Origin of the sequence: Azospirillum baldaniorum, assembly GCF_003119195.2 — a bacterium.
Classification (GTDB): domain Bacteria; phylum Pseudomonadota; class Alphaproteobacteria; order Azospirillales; family Azospirillaceae; genus Azospirillum; species Azospirillum baldaniorum.
Map to the genome: position 1 here is coordinate 1,129,136 of NZ_CP022253.1, position 22,043 is coordinate 1,151,178.

Consider the following 22,043-nt stretch of genomic DNA (forward strand, 5'->3'; position numbering starts at 1 on the left):
GGGGGCGCCTTGCGGCGCCTCCCATTGCGCTCACAGCCCGGCGATGGTCAGCCCGTCGATGCGGATGGTCGGGGCGTCCATGCCGAAGCGCAGTTCCAGGTCGCTGGCCGGTTCCAGGTTCAGGAACATCTCCTTCAGGTTGCCGGCGATGGTCAGTTCGGTGACCGGATAGGCGATCTGGCCGTTCTCGATCCAGTAACCAGCGGCACCCCGGCTGTAGTCGCCAGTCACCCCGTTGACGCCCGTCCCCATCAACTCCGTCACATAGAAGCCGTTGGGGATCTCGGCCAGCAGCTCATCGCGGCTCTTGGCGCCCGGGGCCATGTAGACGTTGGCCGGGGCCGGGCCCGGCGGGCCGGAGGTGCCGCGCGCCGCGTGGCCGGTCGTCGACAAACCAAGCTGACGAGCCGAGCGCAGGTCGAGCAGCCACGTGGTCAGGTGCCCGTCCTCGATCAGGTTGCGGCGGGTGGTGGCGACGCCCTCCGCGTCGAAGGGGCGGGAGCGCAGGCCGCGCTTCACATGCGGGTCGTCGACGATGGTGATGCCGGCGGCGAAAATCCGCTGCCCCATCTTGTCCTTGAGGAAGCTGGTGCCGCGCGCGATGCTCGGCCCGCTGATCGAGCCGGTCAGGTGGCCGAGCAGCCCGCGGGAAACGCGCGGGTCGAACACCACCGGCACCTTGCAGCTCTTGACCCGCCGCGGGTTCAGGCGGCGGATGGCCCGCTCGCCGGCCTCGCGCCCGATCGATGCCGGGTCGCGCAAGTCGGAGCCGTAGACCTTGCTGTCATAGTCGTAGTCCCGCTCCATCCCCGTGCCCGTCCCGGCGAGCACCGAGGCGGAGAGCGACTGCCGCGACACGCCGTAGCGGCCGGTGAAGCCGTTGGACGCGGCGATGGCGATGGTGGAGCGGCTCCAGCCCGCATCGGCGCCTTCGGAGTTGGTGACGCCCTCGACCGCCAGCGCGGCCTCCTCGGCGATGCGGGCGCGTTCGATCAGCAGCTCCGCCGACGGCTCCGATGGGTCGCACACGTCGAGGTCGGGGAGGGTGGTGTAGATCTGCTCCGGGTCGGCGAGGCCGCAGAAGGGGTCCTCCGGCACCACGCGGGCCATGGCGACGGCGCGCTCCACCAGCTCGTCCAACGCCTTGGCGCTGCGGTCGGTGGAGGAGACGATGGCCTGCCGCTTGCCGATGAAGACGCGCAGGCCCAGGTCGCCCGACTCGGACCGCTCCAGCTTCTCCGTCTTGCCGAAACGCTGGCTCAGCGACAGGGAGGCGCTGTCGAACAGCACGGCGTCGGCGGAGTCGGCCCCGGCGCCCTTCGCCTTGCGGATCAGATCGTCCAGCAGGTTCAGAACGTCGGGCTGCGAGGTGGTCGAAACGGGCATTACGGTCTCCGCTAGGTCTCCGGCTTGTCTAGCAAATGGGAGCCCGGAGAAGAAGAGGAAGGGGCATATCGCCTCAGGTCCGGTCCGTCCGTCGCACAAAAGCGGCGAGGCGCGGGGGGCTGGTGCCCGCCCGCGCGCCGCTCGTCATGCTCGCTTCAGGGTCAGGCCAGCCGGCTCTGAAGGGTGTTGCGGCCGGCGGTCGGCAGCTTCAGGGCGAAGGCGCCGTCGCCCAGCAGGGCCTGCACGCCGAGCAGCACCGTCCAGAACACCGGGAACTCCCAGCCGCCGCCCTGGGCCGAGAAGACCCAGCCGTTGCCGGTATGCTGGAGCGTCGCGCCGATCAGGATCGGCAGCAGGGCCAGCGAAATCCAGCGGGTGAAGACGCCGGCCACCAGCAGCAGGCCGCCGCCGATCTCGCCGAGGATGACCAGATAGGCGAAGAGGCCGGGGTAGCCGAGGCTCTCGAAGTAACCGACCGTGCCGGCGATGCCGAAGGTGAAGACCTTCAGGATCAGGCCGTGAGCGATGAACAGAAGGCCCAGGCTGACACGCAGCAGGAAGGCGGCGTAGGGGGCGGTGCGGGTGTCGATGGCGGCGGTGTTGGCGGTCATGGCGTGGTCTCCTTGTCTCAGCGTGGCGCCCCGCGTCGGGGCCGTTGTCGTCTGAGGGCAAGAATAGCGATGTCCACGTTTGGGATAATCCGCTTAATCATGCACTGATTGTTGCATCAATGAGAACGACGGCTCACGCCCGGAAAGCGTTGGCCGGATCGTAGCGGGAGGGCAGGGCGAACAGGTCGGCGGTGGTCCCGGCACCGTGGCGGCGCGCCTTGGCCGGGCTGTCATAGACCACCAGAAGGGCAGGCGGGGCGCCGTCGCGGCGGACGCAGGCGATGCCCTCCGCGTGGTCGTCGCCCTTGCCGTAGGGCAGGTTCAGCAGGGGAACCAGCCGGTCGCGCGGGATGACGGTCTCCTGGGTGACGGACAGGGCGTCGGTCCACCGCCACACGGCGACGGGACCGTCAAGGTCCATGGTCGGCCCGGCCAGGATGACCAGATCCTCGCCGTCGAAGGTCAGTTCGCGGATGCCCAGACCGTCCAGATCGACGAAATGCTTGCGGTACTTCTCGCCGTTCGGCCCGATGGGGCGCAGCCGCAGACGCTCCTCGACGTCCGGGTGGTCCTCCACCGCCAGTTCGAGAATGCAGGCCCAGCCGCGCAGCACCGGGCCGCGCAGCCCCAGCCAGACCCGGTCGACGTGGGCGGCCATGCCCTCCACGTCGAAGCCGTTCTCCTTGGCGGGCACCGCGACGAAGCGGGCTAGATGCTCGTCCTCCGCCAGCGCCTTGGTCAGCGCGTTGCCGCCCTTGCGGAACTTCAGGCAACCGGCCGTCCGCTTCCCGTCGCGGCGGACCGGGGTAAGGCGCCCATCCGCCTCGGTGACCAGCGGGATGCGGCCGAGCAGGAAGCGGTTGGGATCGCAGCGCACCTCGGTCAGCCGCTCCAGCGCCTTTTCGGTGCCGTTCTCCGCGCGCTCCGGCTTCTTGCGGGCCAGCGCGTGCGAGCCGGTGACCCACAGCCAGCCGTCGGCGATGGCCATGCCTTCGATGTCCGCCTCGTCCTCCCCCGGGATCGTCACCGGCAGGGTGAAGACGTCTGCCAGGGGAAAGGTGGCGTCCTGGCGGTAGAGGGTGCCGCCCTCCTCGGCCATCATCCGGACGACCCGCGCCCCCTCGTCCGACGCCACGAACAGGGTGTCTCCCGACCGCTCGGCCACCGACAGGTCCCCGGCGGTCTCGCCGCCGTCGCGGAAGACCAGACGGACGGTGGCGATGGGGCGGGCGATCTCGCTGGGCATGGCGGGGGTTCCCTTGAGGGTGCGGACCGTCCCTTAACGCCTCACTTCCAGATCGGGGTCCCGCTGCCCGGAAGACCGTAGGACGCCCATTTGCGCGACACTTCGTCGACCACGCCCTGGTCCATGCGTATTTTCTGGCCCCATTCGCGCTTGGTCTCCGGCGGCCACTTGTTGGTGGCGTCCAGCCCGACCTTGCCGCCGAGACCCGACTCGGGGCTGGCGAAGTCCAGATAATCGATGGGGGTGCCCTCGATCACGGTGATGTCGCGGGCGGGGTCCATGCGGGTGCTCATGGCCCACATCACGTCCTTCCAGTTCCGCGCGTCGATGTCGTCGTCCACGACGATCACCCATTTCGTGTACATGAACTGGCGAAGGAAGGACCAGACGCCCATCATCACGCGCTTGGCGTGGCCGGGATAGGCCTTCTTCATGCTGACCACGGCGATCCGGTAGGAGCAGCCTTCCGGCGGCAGCCAGAAATCCACGATCTCCGGGAATTGCTGGGTCAGCAGGGGGATGAAGACCTCGTTCAGCGCCTCGCCCAGCACCGACGGCTCGTCGGGCGGGCGGCCGGTGAAGGTGGAGAGGTAGATCGGGTTGCGCCGCATGGTCATCGCCGTGACGGTGAAGACCGGGAAGGGCTCGACCGAGTTGTAATAGCCGGTGTGGTCGCCGTAGGGCCCCTCGTCGGCGTATTCGTCCAGGCTGACATGGCCTTCCAGGATGATCTCGGCCTGGGCGGGCACCTTCAGCGGCACCGTCTTGCAATCCACCAGCTCGACCTTCTTGCCGCGCAGCAGCCCGGCGAACTGGTATTCCGACAGCGTGTCCGGCACCGGCGTGACGGCGGCCAGGATGGTGCCGGGATCGGCGCCGAGGACCACCGCGCAGGGAAGCGGCTCGCGCTTGCCGCCCAATTTGTTCTGGTGGGCCGCCCAGCGGTGATGGTGCTGCGCGCCGCCGCGGTGTTTCAGCCAGCGCATGATCGTCTTGTTCTTCCCCAGCACCTGCATCCGGTAGATGCCGAGGTTGAAGTCGTCCTCGCGCTTGCCCGTGGGCCCCTTGGTGACGACCAGCGGCCAGGTGATGAGGGGGGCCGGCTCGCCCGGCCAGCAGCTCTGCACCGGCAGGCGGCCGAGGTCGATCTGGTCGCCGGTCAGCACCACCTCCTGGCAGGGGGCGGAGCCGACCGTCTTCGGCTTCATCGACAGCACGGTCTTGGCGAGCGGGATCAGCTCCATCGCCTCGCGGAAGCCGCCCGGCGGCTCCGGCTGCTTCAGGAAGGCCAGCGTCTCGCCGACGCTGCGCAGTTCGTGCGGCTCACGGTCCATGCCCCAGGCGACGCGTTCCACCGTGCCAAACAGGTTGACCAGCACCGGCATCTCCGAGCGGGTGCCGTCGGCCTTGATGACGTTCTCGAACAGCACCGCCGGGCCGCCTTCGGCGAGCAGGCGGGTCTGGATCTCGGTCATCTCCAGCGCCGTGGACACCGGCTCCCGGACCACCACCAGCCGCCCGGCCTTCTCCAGCCGGTCGATGAAGTCGCGCAACGAGGTGTAGGGCATGGTCGAAGGTCCGTTCGGGTGCGATGGGGTCGGATCGGGAGAGGGCGCTTAGCATCGGCCTGGAGGGCGCCGCGTCAAGGGGGGAGGTGCCGCCTCACGCGGGTTCCTTCACGCTGCGCAGGGCGCGGCGGACGATGCGGCGGGTGGCGTCCGGGTCAGGGCTGTCCGTCTCCCAGCGGGCGCAGATGGCCTGCACCCAGCCGGGCTGGCTCTTCGCCGCGTCGTTCAGCCAGTTGGCGACCGAATCCTGGACGTAGCGCGCGCCGTCCGCCCGCAGCGGGTCGAGGACCGGCAGGCCGCGCGCCGGGTCGGTCTTCAGCGCACCGATGTGGCTGCACCAGACGCCGCGGGGGCGCGTGGCCTCGCTGGCGAAGCGGCGCAGTCGCTCCGACGGCTCGGCGGTCCACGGCGTGAGGAGGGCCAGCGCCTCGTCGATGGCGGCGGCGATGTGGGGGCGCAGCGCCAGCCACGCCCATTCGCGCACGCCGAAATGCGGGTCGTCGGCGAGCGGGCGGACACGATCCAGCCGCTCCGCCAGAGTCAGGCCGGAAGCCGCCGCCAGCGCATAGCAGGCCCAGCCGCGCACCGTGTCGGAGGGGTGGGCGGCCAGCCGCTCCACGGCCCCCAGACCGAGACGCTCGACGGCCGCGCTTCCCGCCGCCGCCATGCGCCGGGTCACGCCGTCCTTCGGGTCGAAGGACACGGCGTCCGCGGCTTCCGGAACGGCGGCGGCCAGCAGGGCGGCGAAGTCGATGGCGAGCGATTCGGCCAGCGTGGCGGTCTCGCGCCGGCCCGCGTTCAAGTCGGCCAGCACGTCCGGCGGGATGTCGGCCATCCGGGTGGCGCCCTTTCGCGGGGCGGTCGTGGTCATGCTCAGGCCTCCGGCAGCAGGCGCCAGATCACCGTTTCGCGCATCTCGCGGTCCTCCAACTCCAGGGAGGTCGGGACGCTGTACTGCGCGACCCGCTCGATTCCGTTGAGCGGGACATAGGCGCGGCCCGGATCGCCCAGCAGGACCAGCGTGCCGGTTGCGGCGATTCCGCGCAGCCAAGCGGTCACCCGGTCGGCCATCGGCTTCTCGTAGCAGACGTCGCCGGCCAGGACGACGTCGATGCCGGGCAGGGGACGGTCCACCAGATCGGCGCTGACCGCCTTCACGTCGACTCCGTTGGATTCGGCGTTCAGGGCGATGGCGGACAGGGCGAAACGGTCGATGTCGCAGGACTGAACGCGCGCCGCTCCGGCCATCATCGCGGCGATGCCGACCAGCCCGGTGCCGGCGGCGAAATCCAGCACCGACTTGCCCGCGACCAGCTCCGGCCGGTCGAGGACGAGCCGGGCCACCGCCTGACCGCCCGGCCAAGCAAAGGCCCAATAGGGCGGCGGTACATTGGACTCTTTCAAAGAATCCTCCGTAGCCTCCCACAACGGCGTGATTTCCGTCGCCAGATGCAGCGCGATTTCGGGCAGCAAAGGAGTCCGCGTTACGACCGTGTTGGAGCGGATGAAGTCGATTTGAGAAAAGTTGTTCATAACTGGACTCTCACCGGAGCTGCGCGGGGATGGATGATCTATCCACAACCGGTTTTGGTTACATAATTCAAACGGAGTAGACACACCTGCTGTCCCGTGTTACCCGTTCGAAAGGAGAAAAACAAAGGTCATGGGGCTGATATGCGGTCGAAAGGGATTGCACTCTGCGCATCGTTCGCGGCGTTCATCGCTCTCAGCCCGTTCACCATATCCCAAGCCCAGGCCCAGGACGGGGATTGCGTCCGCACGCTGCGTTCCATATCGGATTTCGAGATCCGGGGCGATGCCTGGACGTGGTGGAACACCGCCGCCGAGCAATATGAACGTGACAAGCGCCCGGCGCTCGGTTCCGTCCTCGTCTTCAAGCGGTCGCAACGGCTCGGCCGCGGCCACGTCTCCCTGGTCAGCCACATCATCGACCGCCGCACCATCGAGGTGGACCACTCCTGGCTCGACGGCCGTGGCCTGCGCCGCAACATGCGCGTGGTCGACGTGTCGCCGCGCAACGACTGGACGGCCGTCCGCGTCTGGCACGAGCCGTCGGACCAGCTCGGCCTGCGCGTCTACACCACCTACGGCTTCATCCTGCCGGAGGGCGAGGAGGCGGAGATCCGTCAGGCCGATGCCCGGGATGCCGGCATTGGCAGCACCTTCGCCGTGGCTCCGCAGGGCCGCGCCGCGCCCAAGCCCGCCGCCGGGCCGCGCCTGATGGAAGCCTCCCTGAAAGGCCACGCCGTCGCCGTTCCGGGCCGCAAGCCGCAGGTGCTGACCGCGTCCCTCACCCTCTCCGGCAAGGGTATCGCCGCGAAGATGGTTCCGCCGCTTCAGACCGCCGCCGTGCTGCCGGCCCGCAAGCCGACCCAGCCGGCCGCGCAGAAGGGCGTCGAGATGGTGGCCTCCACCGAGGGCATCCGTGCGGTCCTGCCGCCGCGCAAGCCGGGCTCCGGCGACAGCACCGTCGCCGAGCTGACGCGCTGAAACCTCCCTCCAAGGCCCCTGCCGCCTAGATTTTTCCGGCCAGGAAGGCCGCCAGCACCAGCCAGCCGAACCAGCGGTTCGACTTGAATTTCGTCAGGCAGTCCGTCTGGTCGTCGGGGTTCCAGGTCGCCACCTGCCAGGACAGCTGCAGCGCGGCCAGCGAAAGCAGCGGCAGGAACAGCCCGCCCAGCCCGGCCAGACGCCCGGCGATGCCGATCCCCACGAAGGTCAGCGTGTAGAAGCCGTAGATCCAGATCTTGCTCTGGTCGCCCAGCCGCAGGGCGGTGGACTTCACGCCGATTCGCGCGTCGTCCTCCTTGTCCTGGTGGGCGTAGATGGTGTCGTAGCCCAGCGTCCAGACGATCCCCGCGGCGTACAGCGCCAGCGCCGGCCATTCCAACTCGCCGCGCACCGCCGTCCAGCCCATCAGGGCGCCCCAGTTGAAGGTCAGCCCCAGGAACGCCTGCGGCCACCAAGTGATGCGCTTCATCAGCGGGTAGGTGAAGACCAGCACCAGCGACAGCACACCCAGCCCGATGGTGAGCAGATTGAACTGCACCAGCACCGCCAGCCCGATCAGGAGTTGGAAGACGAGGAAGGCCAGTGCCTGTTTCACCGACACCTGCCCGGAGGGGATCGGGCGCGTCCGCGTGCGCTCCACCATGGCGTCGAAGTCGCGGTCGAGGATGTCGTTGACCGTGCAGCCGGCCCCGCGCATGACCACGGCGCCGATTGCGAACAGCGCCATCAGCCAGAGGTCGGGCAGCGGCCCCGACCCGGCCAGCGCGATGCTCCACCAGCCGGGGAACAGCAGCAGCCATGTGCCGATGGGCCGGTCCAGCCGCGCCAGCCGCAGATAGGGACGGACCGCCGCCGGGGCGAAGCGGTCGATCCAGTCGCCGCGCCGGATGTCGGTGAAGTCGCCGGGGGCGGGGGAGGCGGGGCTGGTCATGGCGGACTCGAGATGGAGAGTGGAAGAAGCCGGGGGCAAGGTAGCGGCGGGGGTGGGTCCCCGCAAGGCTGGGCCGTTTCCGCCCCGCAGCGTTATCGCTATAGTCGGCGCCGCACACCGGAGACCTCGCGCCATGTCAATCCAACCGAAAACCCGCCTCTATGTGGACAGCCCCCTCGGCGAGGGGCAGGCGGTGGGCCTCGACCACGAGCGGGCGCATTTCCTGCGCCATGTCCTGCGGCTCGACAAGGGCGACGTCGTGGCCGTCTTCAACGGGCGGGACGGCGAATGGCTGGCCGCCATCGACGGCTTCGGCAAGGGCTGGTGCTCGCTTACCGTGACCGCGCAGCGGCGTCTCCAGGCGGCCGGGCCGGACCTCTGGCTGCTGTTCGCCCCGATCAAGCGCGGGCGCATCGATTTCGTCGCGGAGAAGGCCAGCGAGCTGGGCGTGTCGCGGCTGTGGCCGGTCTTCACCCGCCGCACCGACCCCAACCGCGTCAACACCGACCGCCTGCTTGCCAACGCCATCGAGGCCGCCGAACAGTCGGAGCGGCTGACCGTGCCGGAGATGGCCGACCCGCTGCCGCTGGACAGGGCGCTGGCCGGCTGGCCGGCCGAACGTACGCTGTACCTGTGCGCCGAGGCCGGGAACGTACGCCCCATCGCGGAGGCCGTCCGCGGGCGTCCGCGCGGCCCCGCCGCCTTCCTGATCGGGCCGGAGGGCGGCTTTGCGCAGTCCGAACTTGACGAAATTTGCAAACTCCCCTTTGTTGTTCCCGTCGGTCTGGGGCCCCGCATTCTCCGGGCCGACACGGCGGTGGTCGCGGCGCTCGCCTGCTGGCAGGCCCTTGCGGGGGACTGGACGGCGGACGGCGGCGACACCCGACCGCCCTTCCGCGCGCCGGCCGACCCCACCGTCGGGGAGTAAGGGCCGCTCGACGCGCCGCTGTTCCGAGGCGGGCCGTTTGACACTTTGGCGAATTCAGACTTTTTGAAAGCGGGAGCTTCCATGTCCGCACCTCCGCAGACGCGTGGTGAACCGATCACCGACCGCCGCCAACTGGCGGCCTATCTGGAATCCGGCAACAAGCCGGCCGACCAGTGGCGCATCGGGACCGAACACGAGAAATTCGCCTACCGCGTCTCCGACCACCGGCCGCTGCCCTACGAAGGGCCGGATGGAATCGGCGAACTGCTGACGCGCCTGCAGCGCTTCGGCTGGGACCCGGTGGAGGAGAAGGGCAACCTGATCGCCCTGACCCAGGGCATGGCGAACATCACGCTGGAGCCGGGCGGGCAGGTGGAACTGTCCGGCGCCCCGCTGGAGACCCTGCACCAGACCTGCGCCGAGGTGCACCGTCACCTCGATCAGGTGAAGGAGATCGGCGGGGAACTGGGCATCGCCATGATGGGCCTCGGCTTCCAGCCGAAGTGGCGGCGCGACGAGATCCCCTGGATGCCCAAGGGCCGCTACAAGATCATGGGCGACTACATGCCCAAGCGCGGCAATCTCGGCCTGGACATGATGATGCGCACCTGCACCGTGCAGGTGAACCTGGACTTCGCGTCGGAAGCCGACATGGTGAAGAAGTTCCGGGTCAGCTTGGCGCTTCAGCCCATCGCCACGGCACTGTTCGCCAACTCGCCCTTCACCGAGGGCAAGCCGAACGGCTTCCAGAGCTTCCGCAGCCACATCTGGACCGACACCGACCCCGACCGCACCGGCGACCTGCCCTTCGTGTTCGAGGACGGCTTCGGGTTCGAGCGGTACGTGGACTACCTGCTCGACGTGCCGATGTACTTCGTCTACCGAGACGGCACGTACATCGACGCTTCCGGCCAGTCCTTCCGCGACTTCATGCAGGGCCGCCTGCCGGCGTTGCCGGGCGAGGTCCCGCTGATCACCGACTGGGCCGACCACATGACCACCTCCTTCCCCGAGGTGCGTCTGAAGAAGTATCTGGAGATGCGCGGCGCCGACGGCGGTCCCTGGCGCCGCCTGTGCGCCCTGCCGGCCCTGTGGGTCGGGCTGCTCTATGACAGCCAAGCGCTCGACGCCGCCTGGGACCTCGTGAAGGGCTGGACGACGGAAGAGCGCGCCCATCTGCGCGCCGAGGTGCCGCGCCATGCCCTACGCACCCCCTTCCGTGGCCGTACGGTGCGGGAGGTCGCGCTTGAGGTTCTGGAGATCGCCCGCGGCGGTCTGGCCCGGCGCGCCCGCAACGACAACTGGGGCGACGACGAGGCGCATTTCCTGAACACGCTGCTCGACATCGCTGAGTCCGGCCAGACTCCGGCCGACGAGCTTCTGGCGAAGTTCAACGGCCCCTGGGGCGGCAGCGTGGACCCGGTGTTCAAGGAATACGCGTACTGAGTTCCGCCCTGGTGGCTGCTTGGCAAAGTGGTCGCGTTGGCCCCCCCACCCTAACCCTCCCCCGCTATCGCAGGGGAGGGGACTGCCGCCGCTTCGCAGAAGGCACCCTCCCCTGCGATAGCGGGAGGGCCGGGGTGGGGGCCCGGTGCGAGGACTGAAAGGGGCCGGCCTACCTCTTCCAGGCGATCAGCCGCCGGGCCGCCTCGGCGATGGTCTCCTCCGCGCCGGCGAAGCTGAAGCGCACGAAGCGGAGGCCGCGGGCCGGGTCGAAGTCGACGCCCGGGGTGCAGGCGATGCCGGTCTCCGCCAGGATGCGCTTGCAGAAGGCCTCGCTGTCGTCGGTCATCTCCGTCACGTCGGCGTAGATGTAGAAGGCGCCATCGGCCGGAGCCAGCTTGTCGAAGCCGGCCTTCGGCAGTTCCCTCAGCAGAAGCTCGCGGTTGCGGGCGTAGCGGGCGACATGGCCGTCCAGCTCCTCGGTGCAGCCGAAGGCGGCGACCGCGGCGGCCTGCGACAGGCTGGGAGCCGAGATGAACAGGTTCTGGGCGAGGCATTCGACCGAGCGGATCAGGTCGTCCGGCACGATCATCCAGCCCAGCCGCCAGCCGGTCATCGAGAAGTACTTGGAGAAGCTGTTCACCACCAGCGCGCTTTCGCTGACCTCGGCGGCGGTGACGGCCTCCGGCCCATAGGTCAGGCCGTGGTAGATCTCGTCGGAGACGAGGCGCACCCCCTTGGCGTCGCACCAAGCGGCGAGCGCGGTCAGTTCCTCGCGGCTCAGCATCGTGCCGGTCGGGTTGGCCGGGCTGGCGACAATCAGCCCCTGGATGGGCGGGTCGAGCTGTTCCAGAAGTTCGATGGTCGGCTGGAAGCGGTGCTCCGGCCCGGTCGGCAGTTCCACCGGCTCGACCCCGATGGCGGTCAGCGTGTGGCGGTAGGCCGGGTAGCTGGGCGAGGCCATGGCCACCCGGTCGCCCGGATCGAAGGCCGCCAGGAAGCCGAGCTGGAAGGCGCCCGAGGAGCCGGTGGTGACCACCACGCGCCGCTCCGGCACGTCGATCCCGTAACGGTCGCGGTACCAGCCGGCGATGGCCGCCCGCAGCGCCGGAATGCCCAGCGCCCCGGTGTAGCCCAGCACGTCGGCGTCGAGCATGCGGTGGGCGGCCTCCAGCACGCCCTTCGGCGCGCCGGTCGAGGGCTGCCCGACCTCCATGTGCAGGACCTCAAGGCCGGCGGCCTCGCGCTCGGCGGCGGCGCGCATCACTTCCATGACGAAGAAGGGCGGGATGGCGCCCCGTTTGGAGACTTTGGGTGCTTTGCTCATGATTCCAGACTTTGGTGCGTCAACGCTCGGTTTCGACCAGGATGCCCAGGGCATGGGCGCGCGGGTCGGCGGCGATCTGGCATTCCTTCCAGCCGCTCTCCATCGAGGTCTGGCAGGTGACGAAGGTGGCCCGGCCCGGCCCGTTCGCGGCGCGGCTGACCCGGATGGCGGCGCCCGGCTCCTTGTCCAGCGCGGCGGGCAGGGCGGCGGTCAGCAGGGCGGCGGGCGCGGCGGCGGGGCCGTCGTTGCCGGCCGCGCTGGCCGCCCCGGCGAACTGGGTGCGGCCGACGATGGCGTTGGTCAGCAGGGCGGGCGCGCCGAAGCCGGCGCCGTCCACGCCGCGGGCAGCCAGCAGGCCGGTGCCCGGCACCATGCGGCCGCTGCCGAAGGGCGCCCCCATGGTGAAGGAGCAGGCGACCCCATTCTCCTCGTGGTCGATCACCACGAGGCCGGCGCCGGGCGCGGAGGCGCCGTTGGAGGCGCCGCTGCCGGTGGCGCCCAGTGCCTGGGCCACGCGGGCGGCGCGCTGGTCGGACGGCAGGCCGGCGGCGGCGTTCCAGGCGGCGGTCAGGGCGGCGCCGTTGTTGGTCTCGGGAAGCTGGGCGAAATGCATCGAGACGATGCCCAGCGGAACGGCGGCGGTGCCGGTCCAGCGCGGCTGGAAGCCGCGGATGGTCGCGGGGTCGATGGCGGCGGCCTGGGCCACGGCACCGCCCAGCGGCCCGCCGTACATCGCGGCGATGCCGCTGCGCCGGACCTGCGACAGGGTTGCGGCCAGCTCGGGCTGGCTCAGCGGCGCGCCCTCGGCCAGCGGCGCGCCGGTTGGCAGGAAGACGCGGCGCGCCTCCGGGTCGGCGGACAGGCGAGCGGCGGAATCGGCGAGGTCGCGGGCCAGCGCCCGGCTGACCGGGGTGGAGCGGGCGAGTTGCTCGGCCGGGACCACGGCCTGCTCCCAGCGCATCGCCCCCGTGGCGGCCTGGAGCGCGTAGACGCCGCGCAGGAAGCCGGGCAGGGCGGCCCCGCCGGCACCAGCGGGCCGGGGCAGGAAGTCGAGCGTGCGGGTTTCCTTCTTCGCGGCGTCGAACACCACGCAGACGCCGCCGCCGGTCATCCCGACGCGCGACGGCAGGGTGACAGCCATGGCCATCGCCATGGCGGTGGCGGCGTCGCCGGCCTTGCCGCCCTGGGCGATGATGTCGCGCCCGATCTCCGCCGCGCGCGGCTCGTCGGCCGCGACGAAGCTCTGGGCCGGGGCGCCCGTGCGGTATTTCGTGTTGACGCATCCGCCCACCAGCGATGCGGCTATGGCAATCGCGCCCAACCCTTGCCAGATTCGGCGGGTGGAATGGGGCGCCCGGGCCGGCATCTTGACCGGCTGCCCGGTGTCCCGGTGTGCGGAGGAAGAAACGGTGCGCAAGCCCAGCAGGCTGGTTTCGGTCATCGCCATGGTTGCCGTGATGGTTCTGTCGTGGTCGCCGCCCGCGGGCGCGCAGCGGCGCCAGGAGATGCAATTCCTGAGCGACGCCGAGACGGAACATATCATCCGCGACATGGCGCGGCCAATCTTCCAGGCCGCCGGCATCGATCCGGACGCGGTGAACATCGTCCTGGTCAATGACAACACCATGAACGCCTTCGTCGCCGGCGGGCAGAACATCTTCCTGCACACCGGCCTGCTGCTGGGGCTGGAGGACGCCGGGCAGCTGATCGGCGTGATCGCCCACGAAACCGGCCACATCGCCGGCGGCCATCTGGTCCGCGGGTCGGAGGCGATGGAGAACGCCTTTCTGTCCTCGCTGATCGGCATGGGCATCGGCATCGTCGGCGGCATCGCCGCGGGCAACGCCGGGGCCGGTGCTGCGGGCGTCATGCTGGGCCAGCATCTGGCGGAGCGCAACTTCCTGTCCTTCTCGCGCAGCCAGGAATCCTCGGCCGACCAGGCGGGCCTGTCCTACATGGAGCAGTCGGGCATCTCGGCGGAGGGGCTGGTCACCTTCCTGGAGAAGCTGGGCGCCGCCGACGATCCGCTGCTGGTGGACCGCGACGCCGGCTACCGCCGCACCCACCCGCTGACCCGCGAGCGCATCGAGACGGTGCGCAATTTCGTGGAGCGGTCGCGCGCCGGCAAGAAGCCGGTGCCGGCGCAATGGAACGAGGAATTCCGCCGCATCCAGGCCAAGCTCTACGCCTATCTCGACCCCAACGGGGCGCTGCGCCGCTACAAGGCGGACGACCCGTCCTTCGTGGCGCGCTATGGCCGGGCCTACGCCTATTTCCGGCGCGGCGAGATCCGGCAGGCGCTGCCGCTGGTCGACGGGCTGATCGCCCAGGAGCCGAAGAACGCCTTCCTCTACGAGATGAAGGGCGACCTGATGCTTCAGAACGGGCGGGCGGTGGACGCCGCCGCCCCCTATCGCAAGGCGATCGAGCTGGAGCCGGACGCCGGCAGCATCCGTGTCTCGCTGGCCCATTCGCTGATGGAGCAGAACGACAGCCGGCTGGCCGATGAGGCGCTGCGCAACCTTCAGGTCGCCTCCAAGACCCAGGCCCAGTCCGCCTTCCTGTGGCGGCTGATGGCCCAGGCCTGGAGCATGAAGGGCAACGCCGGCATGGTCGCCTACGCCACCGCCGAGGAAGCCTTCGCCCGCGGCGACAAGCCGATGGCCCGCTTCCAGGCGGAGCGGGCGGAGAAGCTGCTGCCCGCCGGTTCCCCCGGCTGGTTGCGCGCCCAGGACATCCGCGGACAGGCGGGCGGCAAGTGAGCCTCCTCCGTTCGCGCGCCCTCCGTTTGCGCGGTGCACAGCCGTCTTGCCTGACCCCGCCGTCCCGGTCCACAGTATCGCCCCGATTCGCGCCGTTTTGGCTCCCCACGAGAGAGTTCGACATGACCCGCTTCCGCCCCGCCGCCCTGGCGCTCGCCGCCGCGCTGGCCCTTCCGACGGGGCTGCTGGCCCCCGCCCTCCAGGCGCAAAGCCCGATGGACGACGCGCAGCGCAAGGCCGTCGAGGAGGTCGTGCGCGACTACATCCTGAAGAACCCGGAAATCATCCTAGAGGCCGTGGACTCGCTCCAGAAGCGCCAGAAGATGGCCGAGGAGCAGAAGGCCAAGGCGGCGCTGGCCGACAACAAGGCGGCGCTGTTCCAGAACCCCGCCGATCCGGTGACCGGCAACCCCAAGGGCGACGTGACGGTGGTTGAGTTCTTCGACTACCAGTGCGGCTACTGCAAGGCCGTGCAGGCCGACACCGAGCGTCTGATCAAGGACGACGGCAAGCTGCGCTTCGTCTTCAAGGAGTTCCCGATCCTCAGCCCGGCCTCGCTGACCGCGGCCAAGGCGGCCCTGGCGTCGCGCGGGCAGGGCAAGTATCTGGAATTCCACAACGCGCTGATGGCCCACCGCGGTCAGCTCGACGACGACGTGATCCAGCGGCTGGCCAAGTCGGTCGGGCTGGACACCGACAAGCTGAAGAAGGACATGAACAGCCCCGAGGTGCTGAAGGTCATCGCCGCCAACCAGGCGCTGGCCGAGGAGCTGGGCATCCGCGGCACCCCGGCCTTCGTCATCGGCGACGAGCTGGTCCCCGGCGCGATCAAGCTGGACCAGATGAAAGACCTCGTCGCCGCGGCCCGCAAGGGCTGAGGCTGGGACGGGAAGTGACGATGACCAAGCCGACCACCGTCGTCTTCGACATCGGCCAGGTGCTCATCGAATGGGACCCGCGGCATCTCTACCGCGAGCTGTTCGACGGGTACGAGGACCTGATGGAGGACTTCCTCGACAACGTCTGCAGCCCCGCCTGGAACCTGGAGCAGGACCGCGGCCGCCCGTGGGACGAGGCGGTTGCCGCCCTGACCGCCGAGTTTCCCGACTGCCGTGAACTGATCCGCGCCTATCATGAGCGGTGGGAAGAGATGGTGCCCGGCCCCATGGCCGGGACGCCGGAAGTCCTGATGGAGTTGAAGCAGCGCGGAACGCCGCTCTATTCCATCACCAACTTCTCGTCGGAAAAGCTGGCGCTGACCCGCCGGCGCTTCGATTTCCTGAACGTCTTCGACGGGATCATCGTGTCCGGCGACGAGAGGCTGGTGAAGCCGGACCCGGCGATCTTCCAGCTCCTGCTGGATCGCTACGGTCTGCGGGCCGCGGACTGCTTTTTCATCGACGACAGCCCCGCCAACGTCGAGGCCGCCCGCGCCATCGGCATGACGGCTCATCGTTTCTCCGGCGCCGCCAGCCTGCGCGCCGAACTGGAGGAGCTGGGGCTTCTGTAGCCCCAGCCTTTCTTACGTCGCGTCGCCCGGATAGCGGATGGCGACGACTTCGATCTGCTCCAGCCCGGCGGGGGTGCGCAGGTCCACCACGTCGCCCTCCTGCGCCTTCAGCAGGGCGCGGGCGATGGGTGAAATCCAGCTCACATGGGCGCGGTCCATATCCACCTCGTCGGCGCCGACGATGGTGACGGTGTTCTCCGTCCCGTCCTCGCGCGCGTAGGTGACGGTGGCGCCGAAGAACACGCGGTCGCGGTTCTTCTGGAGCGTGGGATCGACCACCTCCGCCGATTCCAGGCGCTTGGTCAGGAAGCGGATGCGCCGGTCGATCTCGCGCAGGCGCTTCTTGCCGTAGATGTAGTCGCCGTTTTCCGAGCGGTCGCCGTTGCCGGCAGCCCAGGACACCACCTCGACCACCTTCGGGCGTTCGACCCGCAGCAGCGAGCGCAGCTCCTCCTGCATGCACTGGAAGCCTTCGGGCGTCATGTAGTTCTTCACGCCCTTGGGCAAGGGTTTGGGATCGTCGGCCTCGTCGTCGTCGGGGGCGGAGTCGTTCTCCCGGGTGAAGGCCTTGCTCATGGTCGGGACCCTTCGCGGTTCTCAGGAAAAAGAAAAGGCGCCGCGAGGCGCCTTTTCCAGTCTTTACGGCGATGAAGCGCGCGCTTAGCGGCTCCACCAACCCCGGCGCGGCTTGGCCTCCGGAGCGGCGTTGGCGCTGGCCGGCTCGTTGGCCGGGGCGACGGGCGCCTCGCTGACCGCCGGAGCGGGTGCTGCCTCGGCGGGAGCGTCCGCCGCGGTCTTGCGCTTGCGCGCCGGGCGCTTCTTCGCCTCCTCGGCGACCGGAGCCGCAACCGGGGCCGGAGCGGGCGCCGCCTCGGCGGGAGCGTCCGCCGCGGTCTTGCGCTTGCGCGCCGGGCGCTTCTTCGGCTCCTCGGCGACCGGGGCCGCAACCGGCGCCGGGGCGGGAGCGGCCTCAACGGCCGCGGTCTTCGCCTTGCGGCTGCGCGACGGCTTGGCCGGCGGCGGAGCGGTTTCCTCCGGCGCGGCGGCGGCCTTCGCGGTGGCCTTGCCACCCTTGGCGGCGCCCTTCGCGGCACGCTTCGGCTTGGCGGGGGCCGCTTCCGGCTCCGCCGTCACCGACTCGGCAGCCTCCGCGGCGGTCGCCTTGGCGCGGCCACGGCGCGGCTTGCGGGCCGGAGCCTCCTCGGCCACCGGGGCGGCTTCCTCGGCGGTCGGACCCTCCGCGGCGGTGTCCGGAGCGGCATCGGCGGCGTTGTCTTCGGCCACCGCGCTGGTCAGGACCCAGTCGAACTCGACCGGCTCCATGTCCGCCGGCAGTTCCGGCGGGTTGACGGCGCGGCCGGCCTCGACGGCGGTCGGGAAGGACTCGGCTTCCGCCTCGCCCTCGACGCCATCTTCCGATTCGGCGGCGGGCAGACCCTCGCCGGCCTCCAGGCCCTCGCGCTGGCGGGACCGCCGGCGACCACCGCGCTTGCCGCGGCGGCGCTTCTTGCGCTCGCCATTGGCGTCACCGTTCGTCTCGAACGCATCGGTGCCGTCGTCCGCCTCGGAGGCGGCCAGATCGGCGTCCTCGTCCTCGTCGTCCTCGATGTGGGCGGGGCCGACATCGACGTCGTTGATGACGAACTCCGGAGCGTCGATCTGGGCGCGCTCGATCGCTTCCTCGTCGACCGCCGTCTCGTCGGCGTCGGTGTCGGCGTCGGCGGCCTCGGCTTCGATCTCGTCGCCCTCGGTCGCCTCGTCGGACGCTTCGGCGGACTCGCCGAACGGCGCGCGGCCATCCTCGCGGTCACGCCCGCGGCCACGGCGGCGGCGGCGGCGGCGGCGGCGGTCGCCCTCGCTCTCCCCGGCGGCGTCGGCGCGTTCCGTGACCTCGGCCCCTGCGACCTCGGCGGCCTCGACGACGGGCGCCTCTTCCTCGGCCTCCTCGGCCTCGGCGGCCAGGATGCGGTCGGTCTCGGCCAGGACACGCTCGGCGCTGACCAGCGGCACGTCGTCTTCCGGCGTGCGGGCCTTCACGCGCTCAAGCCGCAGGTCCGGCGCGATCAGCGTGTCGTCGGCCTGGACCATGACGCGGAACCGGTAGCGGTCCTCGATCTTGGTCAGCTCGCCACGCTTCTGGTTGAGGATGTAGAGCGCGATGCGGGTCGGCACGAAGACGGTGATCTCCGACGACCGCTTGCGGATGCCCTCCTCCTCGATGGCGCGCAGCACGTGCAGCGAGGCGGACTCCACCGAGCGGATGACGCCGGTGCCGGAGCAGTGCGGGCAGCGCTCGAAGTTGGTTTCCAGCAGCGACGGGCGCAGGCGCTGGCGCGACAGCTCCAGCAGGCCGAAGGCGGAGATGCGGCCGAGCTGGATGCGCGCCCGGTCGTTCTTCATCGCCTCCTTCAGGCGGCGCTCCACGGCGGCGTTGTTGCGGGGCTCCTCCATGTCGATGAAATCGATCACGATGAGGCCCGCGAGGTCGCGCAGGCGGAGTTGGCGCGCCACCTCGTCGGCGGCTTCGAGGTTGGTCTTGTAGGCCGTTTCCTCGATGTTGCGCTCGCGCGTCGACTTGCCCGAGTTGACGTCGATGGAAACCAGCGCCTCGGTCGGGTTGATGACGATGTAGCCGCCGGAGCGGAGCTGCACGACCGGGCTGTGGATCGCGTCGATCTGCGTTTCCACCTGATAGCGGTGGAACAGCGGGATCGTGTCGTCCTGGTACTGCATGACGCGCTTGCTGTGGCTCGGCATCATCATGCGCATGAAGTCGCGCGCGGTGTTGAAGCCGGCGCTGCCCTCCACCCAGATCTCGTCGATGTCGTCGGTGTAGAGATCGCGGATCGAGCGCTTGATGAGGTTCGCCTCCTCATAGATGAGGCAGGGCGCGGAGGACTTCAGCGTCTGGACGCGGATGTCGTCCCACAGGCGCAGCAGATATTCGAGGTCGCGCTTGATTTCCTGCTTGGAGCGCTCCAGCCCCGCGGTGCGCAGGATAACCGCCATGCCTTCCGGAATGTCGAGATCGGACAGGATCTCCTTCAGGCGCTTGCGGTCGGCGGGGTTGGTGATCTTGCGGGAAATCCCGCCGCCGCGGCCCGTGTTGGGCATCAGCACGCAGTAGCGGCCCGGAAGCGACAGGTAGGTGGTCAGCGCCGCGCCCTTGTTGCCGCGCTCCTCCTTGGTCACCTGGACCAGCATGACCTGCCGGCGCTTGATGACTTCCTGGATCTTGTAGCTGCGCAGCGGGCGGGCGCGGCGGCGGTGGGCCTCCTCGACCTCGTCCCCGCCGATGACGTCCGGGCTCTCGGCCGGAGCGGCGCCTTCCGGAGCCTCGTCCGAATCCGCGGCCTCGTCCGAACCGCCATCCGAACCGGCGTCGGTGGCGAAGGCCGGGATGTCGCCCTCGAACCCGTCGCCCTCGGCCTCCGCGTAGGAGCCGGGCATCGGGGAGTTTTCCTCGACCACCACATCCGGGCGGATCGGCTCGGCCATCACCGCGCCGTCGGCGGCGGCCTCGGCGCGGGCCTCGGCCTGCTCCTCAAGCCGGCGCTCCTCGGCCAGCAGAGCCTCGCGGTCGGCGATCGGGATGCGGTAGTAGTCGGGATGGATTTCCGAGAAGGCGAGGAAGCCGTGGCGGTTCCCGCCGTATTCCACGAAGGCCGCCTGGAGCGACGGCTCGACCCGGGTCACCTTGGCAAGGTAGATGTTGCCCTTGAGTTGCTTCCGGGTGGCGATTTCGAAGTCGAGGTCTTCGAGTCTGTTCCCATTGACCACGGCAACCCGGGTTTCCTCCGGGTGCGTGGCGTCCACCAGCATGCGCTTGGCCATACAAGATCCCCATGACGCCCCAGGCCGCCCGCGCGACGGACAAGCCGCCAGGGCGCGTCATCGTTGTGAGCGAAGCCTGCGGAACCGGCCCCTAACCCGTCGAACGGCGCTGACGAAGCAGCCAGGACGGGTCGGGCTTCGGCCTCCGGGTTACGGCCTTGCGGCCGGCACCAGCTTCGAGGTTTCGTCCCAATCCACCGGCAACCCAGAAGCGTCACGCCCCGGACCGCGCCCGATGATGTAAATTTCGGCCGTGGGGGTCCGCGGGCGACGCCCACAGTCACCCCGGAGAGAAACCTCTCGGAAGAGTGGGCTGGTGGGTCGCGGTATGTCGCAGAGCTACCATAGACAAGCACGAAACCATGCACAACTTGGAATTCGGCGAAAGTTGCGGTCCGCCGCATCCGGTTCGGCGGCATTCCATCGGGATGGGGGCGAAGCAGGGCAGTGTTGCACGAACGGCACCCTCGCCGACAATTCCGCCACGCGCCCGGACACCACGGTTGAGCGCCTTGATTTCGCTGCGCTATAGCTGGGCGCTGGCTTTGCCGGTTTGTGGTTTCTGGTGGAACGGATGCCCCGATTGCTCGCGATTGTCGCTGCGCTGGGCGCCCTTCTGGGGGCGGTCGCCCTGCCGTGCGCCCCGGCGCAGGCCCAGACCACCGCGGCGCTGCCCTTTCCGCCGCCGATGCAGGAGCGGGTGTCCGTGCTGAACGCGCGGCTCGGCCTGCATCCCGACAAGACGCGGCTGGTTCTGGAACTCACCGACTCGGTGCCCTTCACCGTGTCGGTGCACGGCTCGCCCTACCGCGTCGTGGTCGATCTGCCGGACGTGAGCTGGCCGGGCGGCAACACGGTGATGGCGGGCAAGGGCATAGTCGCCCGCTACCGCTTCGAGGGGCGCGACGGCGGCGCCTCCCGCCTCGTGGTGGAGACCGACGGGCCGGCGCGGGTGGTCGAGTCCTACCTCATCCCGCCGCGCGACGGCTTCAAGCCGCGCTTCGTCCTCGACATCGCCCGCACCACCCCCGCGCAGTTCGCCGCCTCCGCCCCGGTCGCCGCGACCACGGCCACTGCGGCCACCGCGTCGGTGAGCCGCGACGCGGTCCGCCCGCCGGCGAAGAAGGACCCCATCGTGCCGGTCGCCGCGGCCCTTCCGCCCCCGGTCCCGCCGCGGGCGGCCCCGGTGCCGGAAAAGCCGATGATCGTCGTCGATCCCGGCCATGGCGGCGTCGATCCCGGCGCGGTCGGGGTCGGCGGGGTCTATGAGAAGGACATCACGCTGGCGATGGCGCGGGAGCTGAAGCGCCAGTTGGAAGGGTCGGGCCGCTACCGGGTGCGGCTGACCCGCGACAAGGACGTGTTCATCCGCCTGCGCGACCGCGTCGCCATCGCGCGGGAGTCCAACGCCGACCTGTTCCTGTCGCTGCACGCCGACAGCATCGGCTCCGCCAACATGCGCGGCCTGTCCATCTACACCCTGTCCGACCGGGCCTCCGACCGCGAGGCGGAGATGCTGGCCGCCAAGGAGAACCGGGCCGACGCGCTGGCCGGCATGGACCTGTCCTCCGAGAACGATCTGGTGGCCTCGATCCTGATCGACCTCGCCCAGCGCGACACGATGAACCACTCCAAGCGGTTCGCCAACATGGCGCTGGAGCATCTCGGCCGCGAGGTCAAGCTGATCCCCAACAAGCCGCACCGTCAGGCCGGCTTCGCCGTGCTGACCGCGCCGGACATGCCGTCCGCGTTGGTCGAGATGGGCTATCTGTCGAGCCCGCAGGACGTCAGCCTGCTGAGCAAGTCGGCCCACCGGGAAAAGCTGGGCCGCGGCATGGTCCGCACCATCGACGCCTATTTCAAATGGCTGACCGGGGCGCAGAAGAGCTGAGGCATCGACTGTTGGGCGCCGCCATCCGGTCACAGCCATGCGGGTGGGGGCGGGCGGGCATACGCGCTGCCGGG

Annotated in this window: 18 protein-coding genes; 7 read left to right on the plus strand and 11 right to left on the minus strand. The window is 69.9% G+C overall.

Features of this window, described 5'->3' with window-relative positions; all coding sequences use genetic code 11:
- Nucleotides 1–30: 30 nt before the first annotated feature.
- The 6 genes from Sp245p_RS05280 to Sp245p_RS05305 all read right to left on the minus strand — a co-directional run bounded on the left by Sp245p_RS05280 (nt 31) and on the right by Sp245p_RS05305 (nt 6,344).
- Entirely contained in the window at nt 31–1,386 is a 1,356-nt protein-coding gene (locus tag Sp245p_RS05280) for a TldD/PmbA family protein (RefSeq protein ID WP_014241138.1), read from the minus strand.
- Nucleotides 1,387–1,547: 161 nt separating this feature from the next.
- The gene (locus Sp245p_RS05285; RefSeq protein ID WP_014241137.1) at nt 1,548–1,997 is read right to left on the minus strand and encodes a DoxX family protein; all 450 of its coding nucleotides are present in this window, start codon (nt 1,995–1,997) and stop codon (nt 1,548–1,550) included.
- A gap of 133 nt (nt 1,998–2,130) precedes the next feature.
- Complete coding sequence (locus Sp245p_RS05290; protein ID WP_014241136.1) at nt 2,131–3,243, minus strand: DUF3616 domain-containing protein; 1,113 nt, start codon at nt 3,241–3,243, stop codon at nt 2,131–2,133.
- 41 nt (nt 3,244–3,284) lie between these two features.
- Nucleotides 3,285–4,811: a UbiD family decarboxylase gene (locus Sp245p_RS05295; protein ID WP_014241135.1), complete on the minus strand. Its 1,527-nt coding sequence runs from the start codon at nt 4,809–4,811 to the stop codon at nt 3,285–3,287.
- A 94-nt stretch (nt 4,812–4,905) separates the two neighbouring features.
- A complete protein-coding gene (locus Sp245p_RS05300) occupies nt 4,906–5,682 on the minus strand; it encodes a HEAT repeat domain-containing protein (protein ID WP_014241134.1) in 777 nt (258 codons plus the stop codon).
- A gap of 2 nt (nt 5,683–5,684) precedes the next feature.
- Nucleotides 5,685–6,344 carry a class I SAM-dependent methyltransferase gene (locus Sp245p_RS05305; RefSeq protein WP_014241133.1) on the minus strand — a complete coding sequence of 220 codons (660 nt, stop codon included), beginning with the start codon at nt 6,342–6,344 and terminating at the stop codon, nt 5,685–5,687.
- Nucleotides 6,345–6,485: 141 nt separating this feature from the next.
- Between Sp245p_RS05305 and Sp245p_RS05310 the strand changes: the two genes are divergently transcribed.
- The gene (locus tag Sp245p_RS05310; RefSeq protein ID WP_014241132.1) at nt 6,486–7,322 is read left to right on the plus strand and encodes a CHAP domain-containing protein; all 837 of its coding nucleotides are present in this window, start codon (nt 6,486–6,488) and stop codon (nt 7,320–7,322) included.
- A 25-nt stretch (nt 7,323–7,347) separates the two neighbouring features.
- Here Sp245p_RS05310 and ubiA read toward each other — a convergent pair whose 3' ends face one another.
- Nucleotides 7,348–8,274 carry a 4-hydroxybenzoate octaprenyltransferase gene (gene ubiA / locus Sp245p_RS05315; RefSeq protein ID WP_014241131.1) on the minus strand — a complete coding sequence of 309 codons (927 nt, stop codon included), beginning with the start codon at nt 8,272–8,274 and terminating at the stop codon, nt 7,348–7,350.
- 133 nt (nt 8,275–8,407) lie between these two features.
- Between ubiA and Sp245p_RS05320 the strand changes: the two genes are divergently transcribed.
- Together Sp245p_RS05320 and Sp245p_RS05325 are read left to right on the plus strand one after the other, a co-directional pair.
- Complete coding sequence (locus Sp245p_RS05320; RefSeq protein ID WP_014241130.1) at nt 8,408–9,202, plus strand: 16S rRNA (uracil(1498)-N(3))-methyltransferase; 795 nt, start codon at nt 8,408–8,410, stop codon at nt 9,200–9,202.
- A gap of 81 nt (nt 9,203–9,283) precedes the next feature.
- On the plus strand, nt 9,284–10,648 hold the full coding sequence (locus Sp245p_RS05325) for a glutamate--cysteine ligase (RefSeq protein WP_014241129.1): 1,365 nt from the start codon (nt 9,284–9,286) through the stop codon (nt 10,646–10,648).
- Between the two features lie 169 nt (nt 10,649–10,817).
- Here Sp245p_RS05325 and Sp245p_RS05330 read toward each other — a convergent pair whose 3' ends face one another.
- Both Sp245p_RS05330 and Sp245p_RS05335 read right to left on the minus strand, forming a co-directional pair.
- A complete protein-coding gene (locus Sp245p_RS05330; protein WP_014241128.1) occupies nt 10,818–11,972 on the minus strand; it encodes a pyridoxal phosphate-dependent aminotransferase in 1,155 nt (384 codons plus the stop codon).
- 19 nt (nt 11,973–11,991) lie between these two features.
- Entirely contained in the window at nt 11,992–13,413 is a 1,422-nt protein-coding gene (locus tag Sp245p_RS05335; protein ID WP_244947768.1) for a gamma-glutamyltransferase, read from the minus strand.
- Between Sp245p_RS05335 and Sp245p_RS05340 the strand changes: the two genes are divergently transcribed.
- From Sp245p_RS05340 to Sp245p_RS05350, 3 genes are all read left to right on the plus strand, one after another.
- Nucleotides 13,382–14,734, plus strand: coding sequence for a M48 family metalloprotease (locus Sp245p_RS05340; protein WP_109138399.1), 1,353 nt, complete (start codon nt 13,382–13,384; stop codon nt 14,732–14,734). The two genes, Sp245p_RS05335 and Sp245p_RS05340, sit on opposite strands and share 32 nt — an antisense overlap.
- Before the next feature lie 122 nt (nt 14,735–14,856).
- On the plus strand, nt 14,857–15,612 hold the full coding sequence (locus Sp245p_RS05345) for a DsbA family protein (RefSeq protein ID WP_014241126.1): 756 nt from the start codon (nt 14,857–14,859) through the stop codon (nt 15,610–15,612).
- A 20-nt stretch (nt 15,613–15,632) separates the two neighbouring features.
- Nucleotides 15,633–16,244 (plus strand): HAD family hydrolase, encoded by a 612-nt coding sequence (locus Sp245p_RS05350; protein WP_014241125.1) that lies wholly within the window; start codon nt 15,633–15,635, stop codon nt 16,242–16,244.
- 12 nt (nt 16,245–16,256) lie between these two features.
- Here the strand turns inward: Sp245p_RS05350 and greB are convergent, their stop codons facing one another.
- Both greB and Sp245p_RS05360 read right to left on the minus strand, forming a co-directional pair.
- Nucleotides 16,257–16,820: a transcription elongation factor GreB gene (greB, locus tag Sp245p_RS05355; RefSeq protein ID WP_014241124.1), complete on the minus strand. Its 564-nt coding sequence runs from the start codon at nt 16,818–16,820 to the stop codon at nt 16,257–16,259.
- Between the two features lie 84 nt (nt 16,821–16,904).
- Entirely contained in the window at nt 16,905–20,078 is a 3,174-nt protein-coding gene (locus Sp245p_RS05360) for an Rne/Rng family ribonuclease (RefSeq protein WP_014241123.1), read from the minus strand.
- Between the two features lie 574 nt (nt 20,079–20,652).
- Here Sp245p_RS05360 and Sp245p_RS05365 point away from each other — a divergent pair.
- The gene (locus Sp245p_RS05365) at nt 20,653–21,969 is read left to right on the plus strand and encodes an N-acetylmuramoyl-L-alanine amidase (protein WP_082188171.1); all 1,317 of its coding nucleotides are present in this window, start codon (nt 20,653–20,655) and stop codon (nt 21,967–21,969) included.
- Nucleotides 21,970–22,043 lie beyond the last annotated feature (74 nt).

Coding starts and splice junctions, on each gene's coding strand:
- Sp245p_RS05280 (WP_014241138.1), bottom strand. CDS start 1,386: ATGCCCGTTTCGACCACCTCGCAGCCCGACGTTCTGAACCTGCTGGAC.
- Sp245p_RS05285 (WP_014241137.1), bottom strand. CDS start 1,997: ATGACCGCCAACACCGCCGCCATCGACACCCGCACCGCCCCCTACGCC.
- Sp245p_RS05290 (WP_014241136.1), bottom strand. CDS start 3,243: ATGCCCAGCGAGATCGCCCGCCCCATCGCCACCGTCCGTCTGGTCTTC.
- Sp245p_RS05295 (WP_014241135.1), bottom strand. CDS start 4,811: ATGCCCTACACCTCGTTGCGCGACTTCATCGACCGGCTGGAGAAGGCC.
- Sp245p_RS05300 (WP_014241134.1), bottom strand. CDS start 5,682: ATGACCACGACCGCCCCGCGAAAGGGCGCCACCCGGATGGCCGACATC.
- Sp245p_RS05305 (WP_014241133.1), bottom strand. CDS start 6,344: ATGAACAACTTTTCTCAAATCGACTTCATCCGCTCCAACACGGTCGTA.
- Sp245p_RS05310 (WP_014241132.1), top strand. CDS start 6,486: ATGCGGTCGAAAGGGATTGCACTCTGCGCATCGTTCGCGGCGTTCATC.
- ubiA (WP_014241131.1), bottom strand. CDS start 8,274: ATGACCAGCCCCGCCTCCCCCGCCCCCGGCGACTTCACCGACATCCGG.
- Sp245p_RS05320 (WP_014241130.1), top strand. CDS start 8,408: ATGTCAATCCAACCGAAAACCCGCCTCTATGTGGACAGCCCCCTCGGC.
- Sp245p_RS05325 (WP_014241129.1), top strand. CDS start 9,284: ATGTCCGCACCTCCGCAGACGCGTGGTGAACCGATCACCGACCGCCGC.
- Sp245p_RS05330 (WP_014241128.1), bottom strand. CDS start 11,972: ATGAGCAAAGCACCCAAAGTCTCCAAACGGGGCGCCATCCCGCCCTTC.
- Sp245p_RS05335 (WP_244947768.1), bottom strand. CDS start 13,413: ATGACCGAAACCAGCCTGCTGGGCTTGCGCACCGTTTCTTCCTCCGCA.
- Sp245p_RS05345 (WP_014241126.1), top strand. CDS start 14,857: ATGACCCGCTTCCGCCCCGCCGCCCTGGCGCTCGCCGCCGCGCTGGCC.
- Sp245p_RS05350 (WP_014241125.1), top strand. CDS start 15,633: ATGACCAAGCCGACCACCGTCGTCTTCGACATCGGCCAGGTGCTCATC.
- greB (WP_014241124.1), bottom strand. CDS start 16,820: ATGAGCAAGGCCTTCACCCGGGAGAACGACTCCGCCCCCGACGACGAC.
- Sp245p_RS05360 (WP_014241123.1), bottom strand. CDS start 20,078: ATGGCCAAGCGCATGCTGGTGGACGCCACGCACCCGGAGGAAACCCGG.
- Sp245p_RS05365 (WP_082188171.1), top strand. CDS start 20,653: ATGCCCCGATTGCTCGCGATTGTCGCTGCGCTGGGCGCCCTTCTGGGG.